The sequence below is a fragment of the Amycolatopsis sp. CA-211722 genome, assembly GCF_056828465.1.
This window is the reverse complement of sequence record NZ_CP184752.1, coordinates 4,617,029-4,630,839: the sequence shown is the minus strand read 5'-3', so window position 1 is coordinate 4,630,839 and position 13,811 is coordinate 4,617,029. Positions and strand designations below refer to the sequence as shown.

General features: G+C 70.6%; 12 protein-coding genes. 4 read left to right on the top strand and 8 right to left on the bottom strand.

What is annotated here, in order from left to right:
• The first annotated feature begins 229 nt into the window (after positions 1 to 229).
• On the top strand, positions 230 to 1,201 hold the full coding sequence (locus tag ACOCEP_RS22380; protein ID WP_482330940.1) for an EamA family transporter: 972 nt from the start codon (positions 230 to 232) through the stop codon (positions 1,199 to 1,201).
• On the opposite strand, the gene ACOCEP_RS22375 is transcribed toward ACOCEP_RS22380, so the two are convergent.
• Positions 1,178 to 1,768 (bottom strand): DUF305 domain-containing protein, encoded by a 591-nt coding sequence (locus ACOCEP_RS22375; protein ID WP_482330939.1) that lies wholly within the window; start codon positions 1,766 to 1,768, stop codon positions 1,178 to 1,180. The genes ACOCEP_RS22380 and ACOCEP_RS22375 overlap by 24 nt on opposite strands.
• Positions 1,769 to 1,921: 153 nt before the next feature.
• Between ACOCEP_RS22375 and ACOCEP_RS22370 the strand changes: the two genes are divergently transcribed.
• On the top strand, positions 1,922 to 3,331 hold the full coding sequence (locus tag ACOCEP_RS22370; RefSeq protein WP_482330938.1) for an amino acid permease: 1,410 nt from the start codon (positions 1,922 to 1,924) through the stop codon (positions 3,329 to 3,331).
• On the opposite strand, the gene ACOCEP_RS22365 is transcribed toward ACOCEP_RS22370, so the two are convergent.
• The 6 genes from ACOCEP_RS22365 to thyX form a co-directional block, all read right to left on the bottom strand.
• The gene (locus ACOCEP_RS22365) at positions 3,261 to 4,820 is read right to left on the bottom strand and encodes a VWA domain-containing protein (protein ID WP_482330937.1); all 1,560 of its coding nucleotides are present in this window, start codon (positions 4,818 to 4,820) and stop codon (positions 3,261 to 3,263) included. The genes ACOCEP_RS22370 and ACOCEP_RS22365 overlap by 71 nt on opposite strands.
• A 335-nt stretch (positions 4,821 to 5,155) precedes the next feature.
• Positions 5,156 to 6,853 (bottom strand): ribonuclease J, encoded by a 1,698-nt coding sequence (locus ACOCEP_RS22360; protein ID WP_482330936.1) that lies wholly within the window; start codon positions 6,851 to 6,853, stop codon positions 5,156 to 5,158.
• Positions 6,850 to 7,863: a 4-hydroxy-tetrahydrodipicolinate synthase gene (gene dapA / locus ACOCEP_RS22355; protein WP_482330935.1), complete on the bottom strand. Its 1,014-nt coding sequence runs from the start codon at positions 7,861 to 7,863 to the stop codon at positions 6,850 to 6,852. Before dapA ends, ACOCEP_RS22360 begins: the two co-directional genes overlap by 4 nt.
• 111 nt (positions 7,864 to 7,974) lie before the next feature.
• A complete protein-coding gene (locus ACOCEP_RS22350; protein WP_482330934.1) occupies positions 7,975 to 9,480 on the bottom strand; it encodes a serine/threonine-protein kinase in 1,506 nt (501 codons plus the stop codon).
• An 82-nt stretch (positions 9,481 to 9,562) separates the two neighbouring features.
• The gene (locus tag ACOCEP_RS22345) at positions 9,563 to 9,955 is read right to left on the bottom strand and encodes an ACT domain-containing protein (protein WP_482330933.1); all 393 of its coding nucleotides are present in this window, start codon (positions 9,953 to 9,955) and stop codon (positions 9,563 to 9,565) included.
• Positions 9,955 to 10,707 carry an FAD-dependent thymidylate synthase gene (thyX, locus tag ACOCEP_RS22340; protein WP_007029376.1) on the bottom strand — a complete coding sequence of 251 codons (753 nt, stop codon included), beginning with the start codon at positions 10,705 to 10,707 and terminating at the stop codon, positions 9,955 to 9,957. Before thyX ends, ACOCEP_RS22345 begins: the two co-directional genes overlap by 1 nt.
• Positions 10,708 to 10,840: 133 nt before the next feature.
• Between thyX and ACOCEP_RS22335 the strand changes: the two genes are divergently transcribed.
• Together ACOCEP_RS22335 and ACOCEP_RS22330 are read left to right on the top strand one after the other, a co-directional pair.
• Positions 10,841 to 11,359: a toxin-antitoxin system HicB family antitoxin gene (locus ACOCEP_RS22335; protein ID WP_482330932.1), complete on the top strand. Its 519-nt coding sequence runs from the start codon at positions 10,841 to 10,843 to the stop codon at positions 11,357 to 11,359.
• Between the two features lie 11 nt (positions 11,360 to 11,370).
• Complete coding sequence (locus ACOCEP_RS22330) at positions 11,371 to 12,288, top strand: DUF4097 family beta strand repeat-containing protein (protein WP_482330931.1); 918 nt, start codon at positions 11,371 to 11,373, stop codon at positions 12,286 to 12,288.
• Between the two features lie 260 nt (positions 12,289 to 12,548).
• On the opposite strand, the gene ACOCEP_RS22325 is transcribed toward ACOCEP_RS22330, so the two are convergent.
• Positions 12,549 to 13,769, bottom strand: a complete 1,221-nt coding sequence (locus ACOCEP_RS22325) for a winged helix-turn-helix domain-containing protein (protein ID WP_482330930.1) — start codon at positions 13,767 to 13,769, stop codon at positions 12,549 to 12,551.
• Positions 13,770 to 13,811: the final 42 nt, after the last annotated feature.

Here is a 13,811-nt window from a genome sequence, read left to right as displayed (position 1 = left end):
CCCCTTCACTGCGCTAGACGCAGTGAAGGGGTCCTTCACGTACTTGGGGAAGGTGTGAAGGGCGAGTTTCCTCGGCTGAGCCGAGGGAAGGGGGCCTTCACGCGCGCACGCTGTGACTGCTGGTGCACGTGGGACGCACGTGGGACGCACGTGGCTCGCGCAAGTCCGTGAAGACCAGCCGTTGGGAAAACGGGTCGACCCGCGGTCACCCGGCCTCTACCCTCCGGCCGTGACCGCCGAACTCGCCGCCGCCCCCGCACCGCACGTCGCGCGTCGCGGCCGGGGCATCACGCTGATCCTGCTCGCCGCGCTCTTCTTCGGAACCTCGGGTGTGCTGGGCAAACCGGCGATGCAGGCCGGGCTGTCCCCGGAGCAGGTCGCGGCGATCCGCATCGGGCTGTCGGCGATCGTGCTGCTCGCGCTGGTCGCCGTCTTCCGGCCGAAGCTCCTGAAGGTCACGAAGAACGAGTGGCCGCTGCTCCTCGCGTACGGCTCGCTCGGTGTCGCGGGCGTCCAGCTCATGTACTTCCTGGCGGCGGGCCGGATCCCGGTCGGCATCGCGATCCTGCTCGAGTTCACCTCGCCGGTGCTGATCGCGTTGTGGGTGCGGTTCGTGCGCCGGGTGCGGCTGCCGAGGGTGATGTGGGCCGGGATCGCGCTGGCGATGACCGGGCTCATGCTGGTGGCGCAGGTCTGGGAGGGGCTCAGCCTGGACGTTCTCGGGTTGCTCGCCGGGCTGGGCGCGGCCGTCTGTTCGGCGGGTTACTTCCTCCTCGGCGAACGTGGCGTCGCGGACCGCGATCCGCTCGGCATGGTCACCTGGGGGATGACGATCGGCGCGGTCCTGGTGTGCGCGGTCGCCCCGCCGTGGACGATCCCGTGGGGAGTCCTCGACACCCCGGCGACGTTCGGGCCGTGGGAGCCGCCGGTGTGGTCGTTGCTGATCGCGCTGGTGCTGATCGCGACCGTCCTCGCCTACGCCACGGGCATGGCGGCGCTGCGCCATCTCCCGGCGTCGGTAGCGAGCGTCGTCGGGCTGGTGGAGCCGCTGATCGCCGCCGCCGCGGCCTGGCTGCTGCTGGGCGAGGCGCTCAGCTGGATCCAGGCCGCCGGCGCGGTGGTGCTGCTGACCGGCGCGTACATCGTCCAGCTGAATTCGAACGTGGTCCAGACGGACTCAACCCTGCTGGAAGCCCCGTAGGTCGCTGATCTCCTGCTGCTGCGAACGCGAGGTCGTCGCGGCGAGATCGCGGGCGTCGGGGTTGCGGCCGTGCTGGGTTTCGGCGTCGGCGATACGGACGCCCGCTTCGCGCTGACGCAGCAACCGCGCGGCGAACTGGCGGTCGAAGTCCTTTCCGGACAGTCCGGCCAGCGCCGCCATGTCACCGGGGCTGATGTACCCGTCGCGCTGGACGTGTTCGAGGTTCGGGTCGTCCGGCGCGGGCTGACCCCACGCCTCGATGAGCCCGGACAGCCGCGCGATCTCCGGTTCGTGCGTGTCGATGACCCGCTTCGCGAGCGCCTTCAGCTGCTCGTTCGCGGCGCGGGTTTCCGCCAGGGAAGCCAGATCCACGCCCTGCTGGTGGTGCGCGAGGGCTTGCCGCGCGAACGCGACGTCGGCGTCGTTGAACGGGACGGCGGCCTGCTGCGCCGCCGGTGAAGACCCGGGAGACGCCGTCCGCGGCTGGGGCGCCTCGCCCGAGCAGCCGACGAGCGCGACGGCGGCCAGGGCGACGGCGGGCAGGAACCGGAGGACGGCGTGCGGCATCGAAGAGCTCCTCGGAACGCGCGGTGGAGGTGCTTAGGTTGGCAGAGTCCACATCGGCCTGTTCACCTGGGGTTGCGCAAACACTTTTCCTCCCGGCCTCGCGGTGCGACAATCCCGCGATCCGTCGTCACTCCGACAGGAGGTAACCGCGACATGGGTGCGGAATCCAGCTCCGAACGGGCGGGCCTGCGCCCGGACCTGCGGCAACGCCACGTCCGGATGATCGCCCTCGGCGGCATCATCGGCGCGAGCCTGTTCATCGGCAGCGGCGCGGTCATCCACACGGTCGGCCCGGCGGCCGTCCTCTCCTACGCCACCGGCGGCCTGATCGTCGTGCTGGTGATGCGGATGCTCGGCGAGATGGCGACCGCCTCGCCGTCGCAAGGGTCCTTCATGGAGTACGCGCGGACGTCGCTCGGCGGCTGGGCGGGCTTCACCGTCGGCTGGCTGTACTGGTACTTCTGGGTCGGCGTGGTCGCGTTCGAGGCCGTCGCCGGGGCGAAGATCCTGCAGACGTGGATTCCCGTTGTACCGCAATGGATCTTCTCGCTCGTGCTGATGCTGCTGCTGACCGCGACCAACCTCGCCTCGGCCCGTTCGTTCGGGGAGACGGAGTTCTGGCTCGCGTCGGTCAAGATCGCCACGATCGTGGTGTTCCTCGTGGTGGGCGTCCTGTTCGTGCTCGGGGCCTGGCCCGGCGGATCGTTCTCGGTCGGCAACATCGCGCAGGACGGCTTCCTGGCCAACGGCCCGTTCTCGGTGGTGCACGGCGTGGTGATCGTGATCTTCTCCTACTTCGGCGCGGAGATCGTCACCATCGCCGCCGCCGAATCGCGGGAGCCCGAGACGGCCGTGCGCAAGGCGACCTCGTCGATCGTCTGGCGGGTCATCGTGTTCTACGTCGGCTCCGTGACCCTGCTCGTGATGATCACCGGCTGGCGTGACATCCCGACCACGACGAGCCCGTTCGCCGCCGCGTTCGGCCGGTTCGGCATCCCCGCCGCCGAGACCGTGGTCAGCGCGGTGGTGCTGACGGCCGTGTTGTCGGTGCTGAATTCGGGGCTGTACACCGCTTCCCGCATGCTGTTCGCGTTGCGCGGCAACGGCTGGGCGCCGAAATGGATCGCGGACACGAACCGGCGCGGAGTGCCGTGGAAGGCGATCCTGGTGTCCACTTCGGTCGGTTACGTGGCCGTGGTGATGAACTTCGTGTCCCCGGACAAGATCTTCTACTTCATCATCAATTCCGCCGGCGCGGTCGCGTTGTTCGTCTACGCGATCATCGCGGGCTCACAGCTGCGGATGCGGCGCCGCCTGGAGGCCGAAGCACCGGAACGGCTGAAACTGCGCATGTGGGGCTACCCGTGGCTGAGCTGGCTCACGCTCGCCGGGACGCTGGCCGTGGTCGCGTCGATGTTGTTCGTGGACGCCGACACACGGGCCCAGCTGTACCTGAGCCTGATCAGCCTGGCGGTGATCCTCGGCGTCTACTTCATCCAGCGCCGGCGATCCGGCCCAGAGCGCCGTAGAACACCTCTCCGATCTTCGCGGGATCGCGGCTGAGGAAGGCCTGGCCGCCGGCGGGCGCGACGAGCTGACGGAGTTCGGTCTCGTCGGCCTCCGGCCCGATCCCGATGGCGATCACCGGCACCGGACGGTCCCGGTCGCTCAGCTTTCCCAGTTCCGCCACCAGGTTCTCGCGGCTGATGCCGCCGGGATCGGTGTTACGGCCGTCCGTCATCACGATGACGAGGTTCAGCTTCCCCCGCTCCCATTCCGCGTGCGCCAGCCGGTAGATGTCGAGGACGCTGTCGTAGAGCCCGGTCTGCCCGTCCGGCACGGCGCGGACCGCGCGCAACCGGTCGACGTCGGCCAGCTGTTGAGCGACCGGCGCCATCGGCAGGATCTCCCGGTGGTCACGGTCACCGTCCACTTTGGTCGCGAAGGCCAGGAAACGGACCTGTGACGTGGATTTGAACAGATGCAAGGCGTTCTCCGCCGCTTCCAGCGTGATCCGCAGCCGGGACTTGCCGGTTCCCGGGACCGGCGCGCTCATCGAACCGGAAACGTCGATGAGCACCTGGACCCGGGCACTGGCGTTCACCGCGGTCCACTGGCTGAGCGCCTTGGCGACCTCCTCGGCGGCCGGGATCTCGGCGCTGCGCTGACCTTGCGCCTCGACGCGTTGATCGGTTTCGCCGAGCCGCAACGCTTGCCCGCCAGTGGCACGCAGGTCGGACCGCGGGCCGGTGGCGGCACCGTGGAGCAGGGTGCGCTTCAGTTCCGCGACGGCCTCGCCCTGCCGCGCGGTCGCTCCCTCGACCTCGACGAACGGGTAGTCGAGCGCGGGAGCGGCGGGCGAGTACACGGCCACCGAAGCGGTCTCGCCTTCGAGTAGCCCGGAGTTGTGCCGCAGCACCGCGTTCTCCGCCGCGGGGAACACCGTCGCGCCGGAGGTGGTGGCCGCGAACTTCCGCAGCGAAGCCACGTACGCGGCGGCCGGATCCGAGGCGTCCTTCGTGATCTCGCGGAGTGCCAGCAGCGCGGAAATCCCGGCGGGATCGCGTCCCGGATCCGGCAACCCGGCGACGGTTCCGGCGTGGCCGAGCACTTCCGGCCAGGTCAGTGACCTGCTGGGCCAGCCGAGTGCCCGCGCGACCGGCTCCGCGACCGCGAGCACCACCGGCGAACTGGCGATCGACGGCCCGGAGAGGGGAACACCGGCGGCCTTCCTCAGGAACAGCGTCGAGGACGGGATCCAAGCCTGGGGCCGGGCCGCCGTCCCGGACAGCTCGGCCGCGACCTGGTGGGATTCCCTGGCCTGGACATCGAAGGCGACACAGGCGAGGCCGAGGGCGAGGGCGGCTTCGGTGACCGCGGGGGCGATGTCGGGCGACGCGGCGACGGCCACCGGCACGGGCTCGCAGGCGGGTTCGGACCGCGCCATGGCCACGGCGACCCAGGTGGCCGCGCCGAGCACGGCCGCCAGCGCGATCGCCAGCACAGGGAGCAGGATCCGTCTTCGGGTCCGGGTGGTGGCGTGGCGTCCCATGAACTCTCCCGGCAGGGGGCTCGAGGAGCGTCCGAGGGTACGCCGACCGCACCCCTAGGGGAAGGCTGCGACTTTCGGCGGAGAAAGACCCCACCGCGGCGGGAGGTGCCCCGGCGCGGGGCGCGGAACACTTGCCCGGTAAGGAAAGCACTCGAAACCGGGGGAATTCGTGATGAACCGGCCCACTCGTGCGGAACAGCGCAAAGCCCGCAACGCCCTCGTCGGCCAGGCGCTCACGGTCGCCTTCGCGCTGCTGCTCGCGGCCGCCACTCGCGCGTGAAGGCCCCCTTCCCTCGGCTGAGCCGAGTGAAGGGGGCCTTCACGCGCGTTCGGGGTTAGACGGGGATGACCGTCGGCACGATCATCGGGCGGCGCCGGTAGGTGTCGGCGACCCAGCGGCCGACGACGCGGCGCACGGCCTGCGCGATGCGGTGCGTGTCGGTGATGCCCTCGGCCTCGGTCCTGGCGAGTTCCATCTCCACCATCGGGAGCACGGCGTCGAGCGCCTTCGGGTCGTCGGAGAACCCGCGTCCGGACACCGTCGGGCGGGTCACCGCGCGGCCGGTGCTGGTGTCGACGGCGACGGTGATGGCGATGAAACCGCCTTCGCCGAGCACGAGCCTGTCCGACAACGTCGACTCGCCGACGTCGCCGACCGAGAGGCCGTCGACGTACACGTGCCCGACCTCGACCCGGCCGGTCCGCGTGGCCTTGCCGTCGACGAGGTCGACCACGACGCCGTCCTCGGCGATCACCACGTTCTCCGGCGCGACACCGGTGCGCACGGCCAGCTCGCCGTTGGCACGCAGGTGTTTCCACTCGCCGTGCACCGGCATGACGTTGCTGGGGCGCACCGCGTTGTACAGGTACAGCAGCTCGCCCGCCGACGCGTGCCCGGACACGTGCACCTTGGCGTTGCCCTGGTGCACGACGTTCGCGCCGAGCCGCGTGAGGCCGTTGACGACGCCGAAGACCGCGGTCTCGTTGCCCGGGATCATCGAGCTGGCCAGCACGACGGTGTCACCGGCGCGGATGGAGATCTGCCGGTGCTCGCCGCGCGCCATCCGCGACAGCGCCGACAGCGGCTCGCCCTGCGAACCGGTCGACACGAACAGCACCTTGCTCTCGGGCAGGTCGCCCGCCTGGTCGAGGTTGACCAGCAGGCCGTCGGGCACGTTCAGCAGCCCGAGGTCGGCCGCGATGCCCATGTTCCGGACCATCGACCGGCCGACGAAGGCGACCCGGCGGCCGTGCCGGACGGCGGCGTCGAGCACCTGCTGGACGCGGTGCACGTGGCTCGCGAAACAGGCGACGATGACCCGTTGGCCGACCTTGCGGACGACGTCGTCGAGCACCGGGCCGATGTCGCGTTCCGGCATGACGAAACCGGGCACCTCGGCGTTGGTCGAGTCGACGCAGAACAGGTCCACGCCCTCGTCGCCGAGCCGGGAGAACCCGGCGAGGTCGGTCAGCCTGCCGTCGAGCGGGAGCTGGTCGAGCTTGATGTCGCCGGTGTGCAGCACGACCCCCGCGGGCGTGCGGATCGCGACCGCGAGCGCGTCCGGGATCGAGTGGTTGACGGCGAAGAACTCCAGGTCGAACTCGCCGACCTTGCGTCGCTCGCCCTCGCGGACCTCGATCAGGTTCGGCCGCTGGCGGTGCTCCTTGGCCTTCGCCGCGAGCAGCGCGTTCGTGAACCGGGAGCCGTAGATCTTCAGATCCGGCACCAGCCGCAGCAGGAACGGGACGGCGCCGATGTGGTCCTCGTGCCCGTGGGTGAGGACGAGGCCGTCGATGTCCTCGAGGCGGTCTTCGATCGCGCGGAAGTCGGGCAGGATCAGGTCGACGCCGGGCTGGTCGTCTTCGGGGAAGAGGACCCCGCAGTCGACGATCAGCAGACGGCCGTCGAATTCGAAGACGGTCATGTTGCGGCCGACTTCGCCGATCCCGCCGAGCGCGACCACGCGCAAGGCGCCTTCGGGCAGCGCGGGCGGCGGGGTGGTCGGTCCGGGTCCGGTTGGCAATGAACTCACCGAGGCATGGTCCCTACGCTGGTATGTGAGGTCGGCGCCGTGTAGGCCGCCGCTGAATCTGCTTGTGCCACTCGTGCACCATGCCAGTCACTGGCGGCGCTTTCCCCGAGCGGCACGCCACCCTGGGCGAGATCCGCGGAAATCGCCTGGAGCTGCTCGTCGTTCGCGGCCACGATGGGCAGCCGCGGGTCACCGATGTCGAATCCGCGCAGCCGCAGGGCCGCCTTCGAGAACGCGACCCCGCCGACCCGGGACATCGCCCGCAGGACCGGCAGCATGCCGCGGTGGTTGGTGCGCGCGGTGGAGGTGTCGCCGGACTCGTAGGCGTCCATCATGCCGCGGATCCGGCCGGCCACGACGTGCCCGATCACGCTGACCACGCCGGTGCCGCCGACCGAGACCCACGGCAGGTTGAGGCCGTCGTCACCGGAGTAGTAGGCGAGCTGGGTGTTCGCGATGACCTCGGAGCCGGCGATCAGGTCGCCCTTGGCGTCCTTGACCGCGAGGATGCGCGGATGCTCGGCCAGCCGCAGCAGCGTGTCGACCTCGATGGGGACGATCGAGCGCGGCGGGATGTCGTAGAGCATCACCGGCAGCTCGGTGGCGTCGGCGACCGTGGTGAAGTGCGCGTAGAGCCCGGCCTGGCTGGGCCGCGAGTAGTACGGCGTGACGACGAGGACGCCGTGCGCGCCCGCCGCTTCGGCCTGCTTCGCCTGCTCGATGCTGTGCGCGGTGTTGTTCGTGCCCGCCCCGGCGACGATCGTCGCGCGGTCACCGACGGCTTCGACGACGGCACGGACCAGCTCGGCCTTCTCGGCGTCGGTCGTGGTGGGGCTCTCCCCGGTCGTGCCGTTCACGACGAGACCGTCGTTGCCCAGTTCCACGAGGTGTTCGGCCAGCTCCTGCGCCCGCTTCAGGTCCAGCGCGCCGTCGGCGTCGAAGGGGGTGGCCATCGCGGTGAGCACGCGCCCGAACGGTCTTCCCGGCGCTGCGGTGGGTGGAGTGGACATGCTGTGAAGGTACCTCCTGCGAGCGCCGAACCCCTTGCCGACGTGGTCGTTCCCGCCGAATGCGGGAGATTTTCCGCGACGAAGGCGAACTCGGCGCAAACTCTCTGTGAGCTATTTGACCTTGGTGGTGATCTGGGACGGGATCTGGCTGCCGTCGGTCTTGGCGAGAAGGCAGTAGTACCCGCGCGAGTAGTCACGGACGTCCTCGTTGGGCGGGCGCTTCCACTCCGCCTCGGTCGGGACGAGCGCCCGCCAGGTCAGGGTCGCGCGCTGCGCCGCGGGCACGACGTTCGAGTTGAAGGTCGCCGCGCAGGTCGCCTCGGCGATCCTGTTGACCGTCTCCGCGCCCGGATATTCGGCGATCTTCGCGTCGTCGTCGCTGGGGGACTCGACTTCGAGCAGGGCCCGTTTGGAGAAGATCTCCAGCAGGTGGTCCTTGTCGCAGCTGACCCCGTCGTTCAGGTTGATGCCCTCTCTGAGCGGCACGTTGTAGCAGTCCCCGGACGAACCGAGCTTGACCTGGCCGTTGATGCCGTAGGTCAAGGTCGCCTGGGCCTGCGAGTTCCCCGCGGGCGCGGCCATCCAGCGGCCGAGGAAGATCCCGCCGACCAGCGCGCCGATCACGGCGACCGCGGCCAGGCTCAGCCACAGCGGTCGCAGGTTGCGCTTCGCCGCCGGGGCCGGGGCGAGCCGCGTCATCGGCGGACCGTGCTGCGGCATCATCGCCGTTCCGCCCGAGGGCGGCGTCGGCTGGGCCTGCACGCCCTGCGCGGCCGCGAGCAGGCTGCGCACCTGGTCGTACGACATCCGCGCCTCGGGTTTGGTGACCAGCAGGCCGAGGATCGCGGCGGCCAGCGGGCCCTGGACCCTGGTCAGGTAGGGCGCCTCGGTCATGATCGCGTGCAGCGTCGCGGCGGTGGTCGACCGTTCGAACGCGACGATGCCTTCCGCGGCGAAGAACAGCGTCGTGCCCAGCGACCAGAGGTCGGATTCGGGCATCGCGTCGCGGCCCTCGACCCGTTCCGGCGCCATGAACGCGGGCGAGCCCACGATCATGCCGCTGGTGGTCAGGCGCGGGTCGTCGGCGGCGTGCGCGATGCCGAAGTCGGTGAGCTTCACCCGGCCGTCCGGCGCGACCATGATGTTCGCGGGTTTGACGTCGCGGTGCACGATCCCGGCGGCGTGCGCGGCCCGCAGCGCGGACAGCACCCGCTCCCCCACCAGCGCGACCTGCTGGGCGGGCAGCGGCCCGTGGTCGCGCACCAGGTCGGCCAGCGTCGGAGCCTCGACCAGCTCCATCACAATGTAGGTGGCGCCGTTCTCGGTGACGACGTCGTACACCGTCACGACGGCCGGGTCGTTGAGGCGACCGCCCGAGCGGACCTCGCGCAGCATCCGCTCGGACAGCACCGAGGCGTCCTCGGGCGCGTTCGGGAACTTCAGCTCCTTGATCGCGACCTGACGGCCGATCACCTGGTCCTGCGCGCGCCAGACGATGCCCATCCCGCCGCGGCCGAGCTCGCCCAGCAGGGCGTATCGGCCGGCGACGATCCGCGCGCCGGGGGCCTGCTGCGTCTGCTGGGGCGGCCCGTACGGACGGGTCTGTTCGTCGGTCAAGGTTCGGTGCTCCTTCGGTTCGCGCAGGATGCTAACTCGGACCCGTTCGCGCTCCGAAAGGTTCCTTCGCCCGGCTGGTGGATCAGACCGTGACCTCGTGCCCGGCTTCGCGCAGCGCCTTCACCGCGCGCTCCAGCTCCGGCGCCCGGACCAGCACGTGGTCGGTGTCGAACGTGGACATCGAGAACAGCGCCACCCCGGCGGCGGCCAGCTCGCTGGACAGCGCCGCGATGATGCCGGTCAGCGTGAAGGCCAGCGGCCCGCGCACCGACAGCAGCCGCCAGCCGTCCTCGACGGTGGCCCCGGCCGGCGCGAGACCGGCCGGGCAGATCACCGACAGTTCCTCCGGGGTGCGCGTGATCGAGATCAGCACGGGCTCGCCGGGGTCGAGCAGGTTCGCCGGGACCGGCGTGTCCGGGGCGAGGCGGGCGACCGCGTACTCCCCGGGCCGGACGTCGATCGCGAGGCGGCGCATCAGCCCTCGAGGACCTTCGGGCTGGACGCGACCTCGGTGCCGTCGGGCAGCGCGGAGATGGTGAAGTCCGCGAACACGTTGCTCGAAGCCTTCTGCAGCTCGCGCAGGCACTCGATGGCCAGGGCGCGGATCTCGACGTCGGCGTGCTCGGTGGCGCGCATCGCGATGAAGTGCCGCCAGGCGCGGTAGTTGCCGGTGACCACGATGCGGGTCTCGGTCGCGTTCGGCAGCACGGCGCGGGCGGCCTGGCGGGCCTGCTTGCGGCGCAGGGTCGCGCTCGGCACGTCGGCGAACTTCTCCTCCAGCCCGGCGAGCAGCTCCGTGTAGGCGTCGACCGCGGCCTGCGAGGCGGCGAGGAACTTGGCGTGCAGCTCCGGGTCCTGCGCGATGACGTCGGGCTCGACGAACGCGGCGTCGCGCTCCGGCACGTAGCGCTGCGAGAGCTGCGAGTAGGAGAAGTGACGGTGACGGATCAGCTCGTGCGTCAGCGACCGGGAGATGCCGGTGATGTAGAAGCTGACGGAGCCGTGCTCCAGCACCGAAAGGTGGCCGACGTCGATGATGTGCTCGAGGTAGCCGGCGTTGGTGGCCGTCTTCGGGTTCGGCTTCTTCCAGGACTGGTAGCAGGCCCGGCCCGCGAACTCGGCCAGCGCCTCACCACCGTCGGCATCGGTCGACCACGGTACGTCGGACGGCGGGAAGAACTCCGTCTTCGCGATCAGTTGAACCTTGGGTGACACGGTCTCGGCCACGTTCGCACTCCTTTACGACCCCTGCTCCACGACTCCGGGCAGCGTAACCGCCGCCCTCTTTGACGCAGGGGCGACATCACGGTGACGTCAGAGGCTCCTTGACTGACGTCACTCGTGACGTCATAGTGGTGTCATGGATCTGACGCCGTACATCACAAGCCTTCGCGAGGACCTCGCGAACACGGCTTCGGCCGGCGACGAGCAGACGCGGCGCGCTGCCGCGCTGCTGTCGTCGGCGCTGGAGCCGGCCGCCCGGCTGACCATCATGAACGCCCTCGCCGACCTGGCCGCCGAAGTGACTTCGGCGCTGCCGGGGCACGTCGTCGACGTCCGGCTCGACGGCCGCGACGTGCGCGTCGTCGTCACGGGCGAGGGCGCCGAGCAGTCCGCGCCCCGCTCCGAGGCGCCGCGGGAGACCCCGCGCGCGCCCAAGGTGGACACGGGCGACATCACCCGCATCACCTTGCGCCTGTTCGAGCAGGTCAAGGGCCAGGCCGAAGCCGCGGCCGCCTCGCAGGGCGTTTCGCTGAACACGTTCGTCTCGCAGGCCGTCCAGGGCGCGCTGGGCAAGAGCGGGAGCGAGCACTGGCAGCACAAGCAGAAGCCGGGCGGTGGTGCCGGTTCGCACCTGCACGGCTGGGTCCAGGGCTGAGGGGGACGGACATGACCGAGGAGAGCATTCCCGCCGGTGAAGAGACCGTGCGCGTCGAGGACTTCGAGGCCGAGGGCCCGATCGAGGTCGACGTGAGCGTGGCCATCGGCCGGGTCACCATCGAACTGACCGACGAGAACGGGGTCCACACCGAGGTCCGCCGGGACGGCGGCGAACAGCAGCCGTGGGTGGACGGCATGACGAGCCTGCTCAGCTGGGTCGGGGAACGTTTCGGCGACCAGCTCGGCGGTTCACCGGTGGGATCGGCGGGCTCCGTGGGCGACGCCGTGGCGCAGACGCGGATCGAGAAGGTCGGCAACCGGCTGGTCGTCCAGGCGCCGAAGGCCTGGCAGCTGAAGAACGTCCCGCTGGCCGTGACCGTCCGGGCGCCCGCCGGTTCGCATCTGGAGGTGCGGGCCGGGGCGGCCGACGTGACGGTCACCGGCTCCGCCGGACGGGCCGACCTCATGACCGGCGCCGGCAAGATCGCGCTCGAACGAGCCAACGGTTCGGCGATCGTCCGCACCGGCACCGGCGACATCAAGCTCGGGCCGACCCTGTCGGGCCTGCAACTGCGCACCGGCAGCGGCTCGGTCGAGGCGGCATCGGTGAACGGTTCGGCCACGGTCGCGACCGGCACGGGTGACGTCTGGCTCGGCGAAGTCGCGGGCGAGGTCCTGGCGCGCACCGGCAGCGGCTCCCTCTCGGTGGCGGACGCCGCTTCCGGGACGCTGGAGCTGACCACCGGATCGGGTGAGGTCCGGGTCGCGATCCGCGGCGGTGTCCAGGCGGAGATCGACCTTTCGTCGACGACCGGTTCGGTGTCGAGCGAACTGGAGGTCGCGGACAGCGCGCCTTCGGAGGTCTCGCTGAAGGTGCGGGCGCGCACCGGCACGGGCGTCGCGGTGGTGACCAGCGCGGCCGGCTGAGCCGCGGGCCGCAGGGGGATCGAGGGACCTTTGCTCGCACTTTTCCACGGGGGTGGGAGCAAAGGTCCCTTGCTCATTTCAGGTGGATGTCCCGCCCGCCCTGACCGGCCGCCGCCGAGGCGTGACTCGCGGGCGGCGTGTTGCGAAAGCCACTTTCGCAACGTTGAAGGTTGCGAAAGTGGCTTTCGCAACCTCGGCGGAGGGGCGGGCGCTACCTCCGTGGATTCCAGCGGCAGCCAAGCCCCAGACTGCGGTCATCTTCAGTGCACGAGGCGTGTGAGCACCGGAGCGAGATCGCCCCGCTCCCCCACCGCGACCCCGTCCAGCCCCTGCCATTCCGCCATCAGCCGCAGCTCGCCCGCCAGCTCACTGGCGACCCGCGCGACATCCACCCCAGGCTCGGCGAAGGCGCCCTGGACACGAAGCACCCCGGCGGCACGGTCGGCCTTGAGGTCGACCCGGCCGACGAGTTCGCCGTCGAGCAGGAACGGGAACACGTAGTACCCGTAGATCCGCTTCGGCTCGGGCACGTAGATCTCGATGCGGTAGAAGAAGTCGAAGATGCGCTCGGTGCGGGCACGTTCCCAGATCAGCGGGTCGAAGGGCGACAGCAGCGCCCGGCCGGTGACCGACCTCGGCGCCTTCGCCGCGACGTGGCGGTACGCCGGGGCGGGCCAGCCGTCCACGATCACCGGCTCCAGCACCCCCGCGTCGACCAGTTCCGCCACCGCCCGCTTGCTGACGTCCGGGCCCAGCCGGTAGTAGTCCCGCAGATCCGGTTCGGTGCCGATGCCCAGCGCGACGGCCGCGCGGGTGATCAGTTCGCGGGCGCCTTCCTCCGGGCTCACGGTCCGCGACAGGATCTCCGGCGGGACGACGCGTTCGGTCAGGTCGTACAGCCGCTCGAACGACCGGCGCGTGCCGGTGGTCAGCTGCCCCATGCCGAAGAGCCACTCGCAGGCCTTCTTGACCTCCGACCGCTCCCACCACGAGCCCGGCTTGGCCCCACCCGACTCGCCCACCAGTGCGCGCTCGATGCCGCCCGCGCCGATCGGGCCCTGTTCCTTGATCACGGTCAGGATGTCGTCCACCAGCTGAGGCGTCTGCTCCAGCACCCGCGCGTAGTTCGTCCACCAGCCCATCCGCTTCGCCCCGGACCGCAACAGCGGCCAGTCCGCCACCGGCAGCAGACTCGCCTCGTGCGCCCAGGTTTCGACCAGCATCCGGGGTTTGCGCGTGGAATGGGACCAGGCCGCGTCGTCCACCAGCGTGGGCTCGTACGCGCCGAGCCGGGAGAACAACGGCATGTAGTGCGCGCGGACCGCGACGTTCACCGAATCCAGTTGCAGCAGCTGGATCCGCGACAGCACGCGTTGCAGATGCCTCCTCGTCACCGCTCCACCGGGACGCGCGTCGGCGAACCCTTGTGCGGCCAGGGCGATCCGGCGCGCGACCGGCCCGCTGATGGTCGTAGTGCTCATCGCCGCATGGTGCCATCCACCACCGACAGTTTTCGGCGGTGC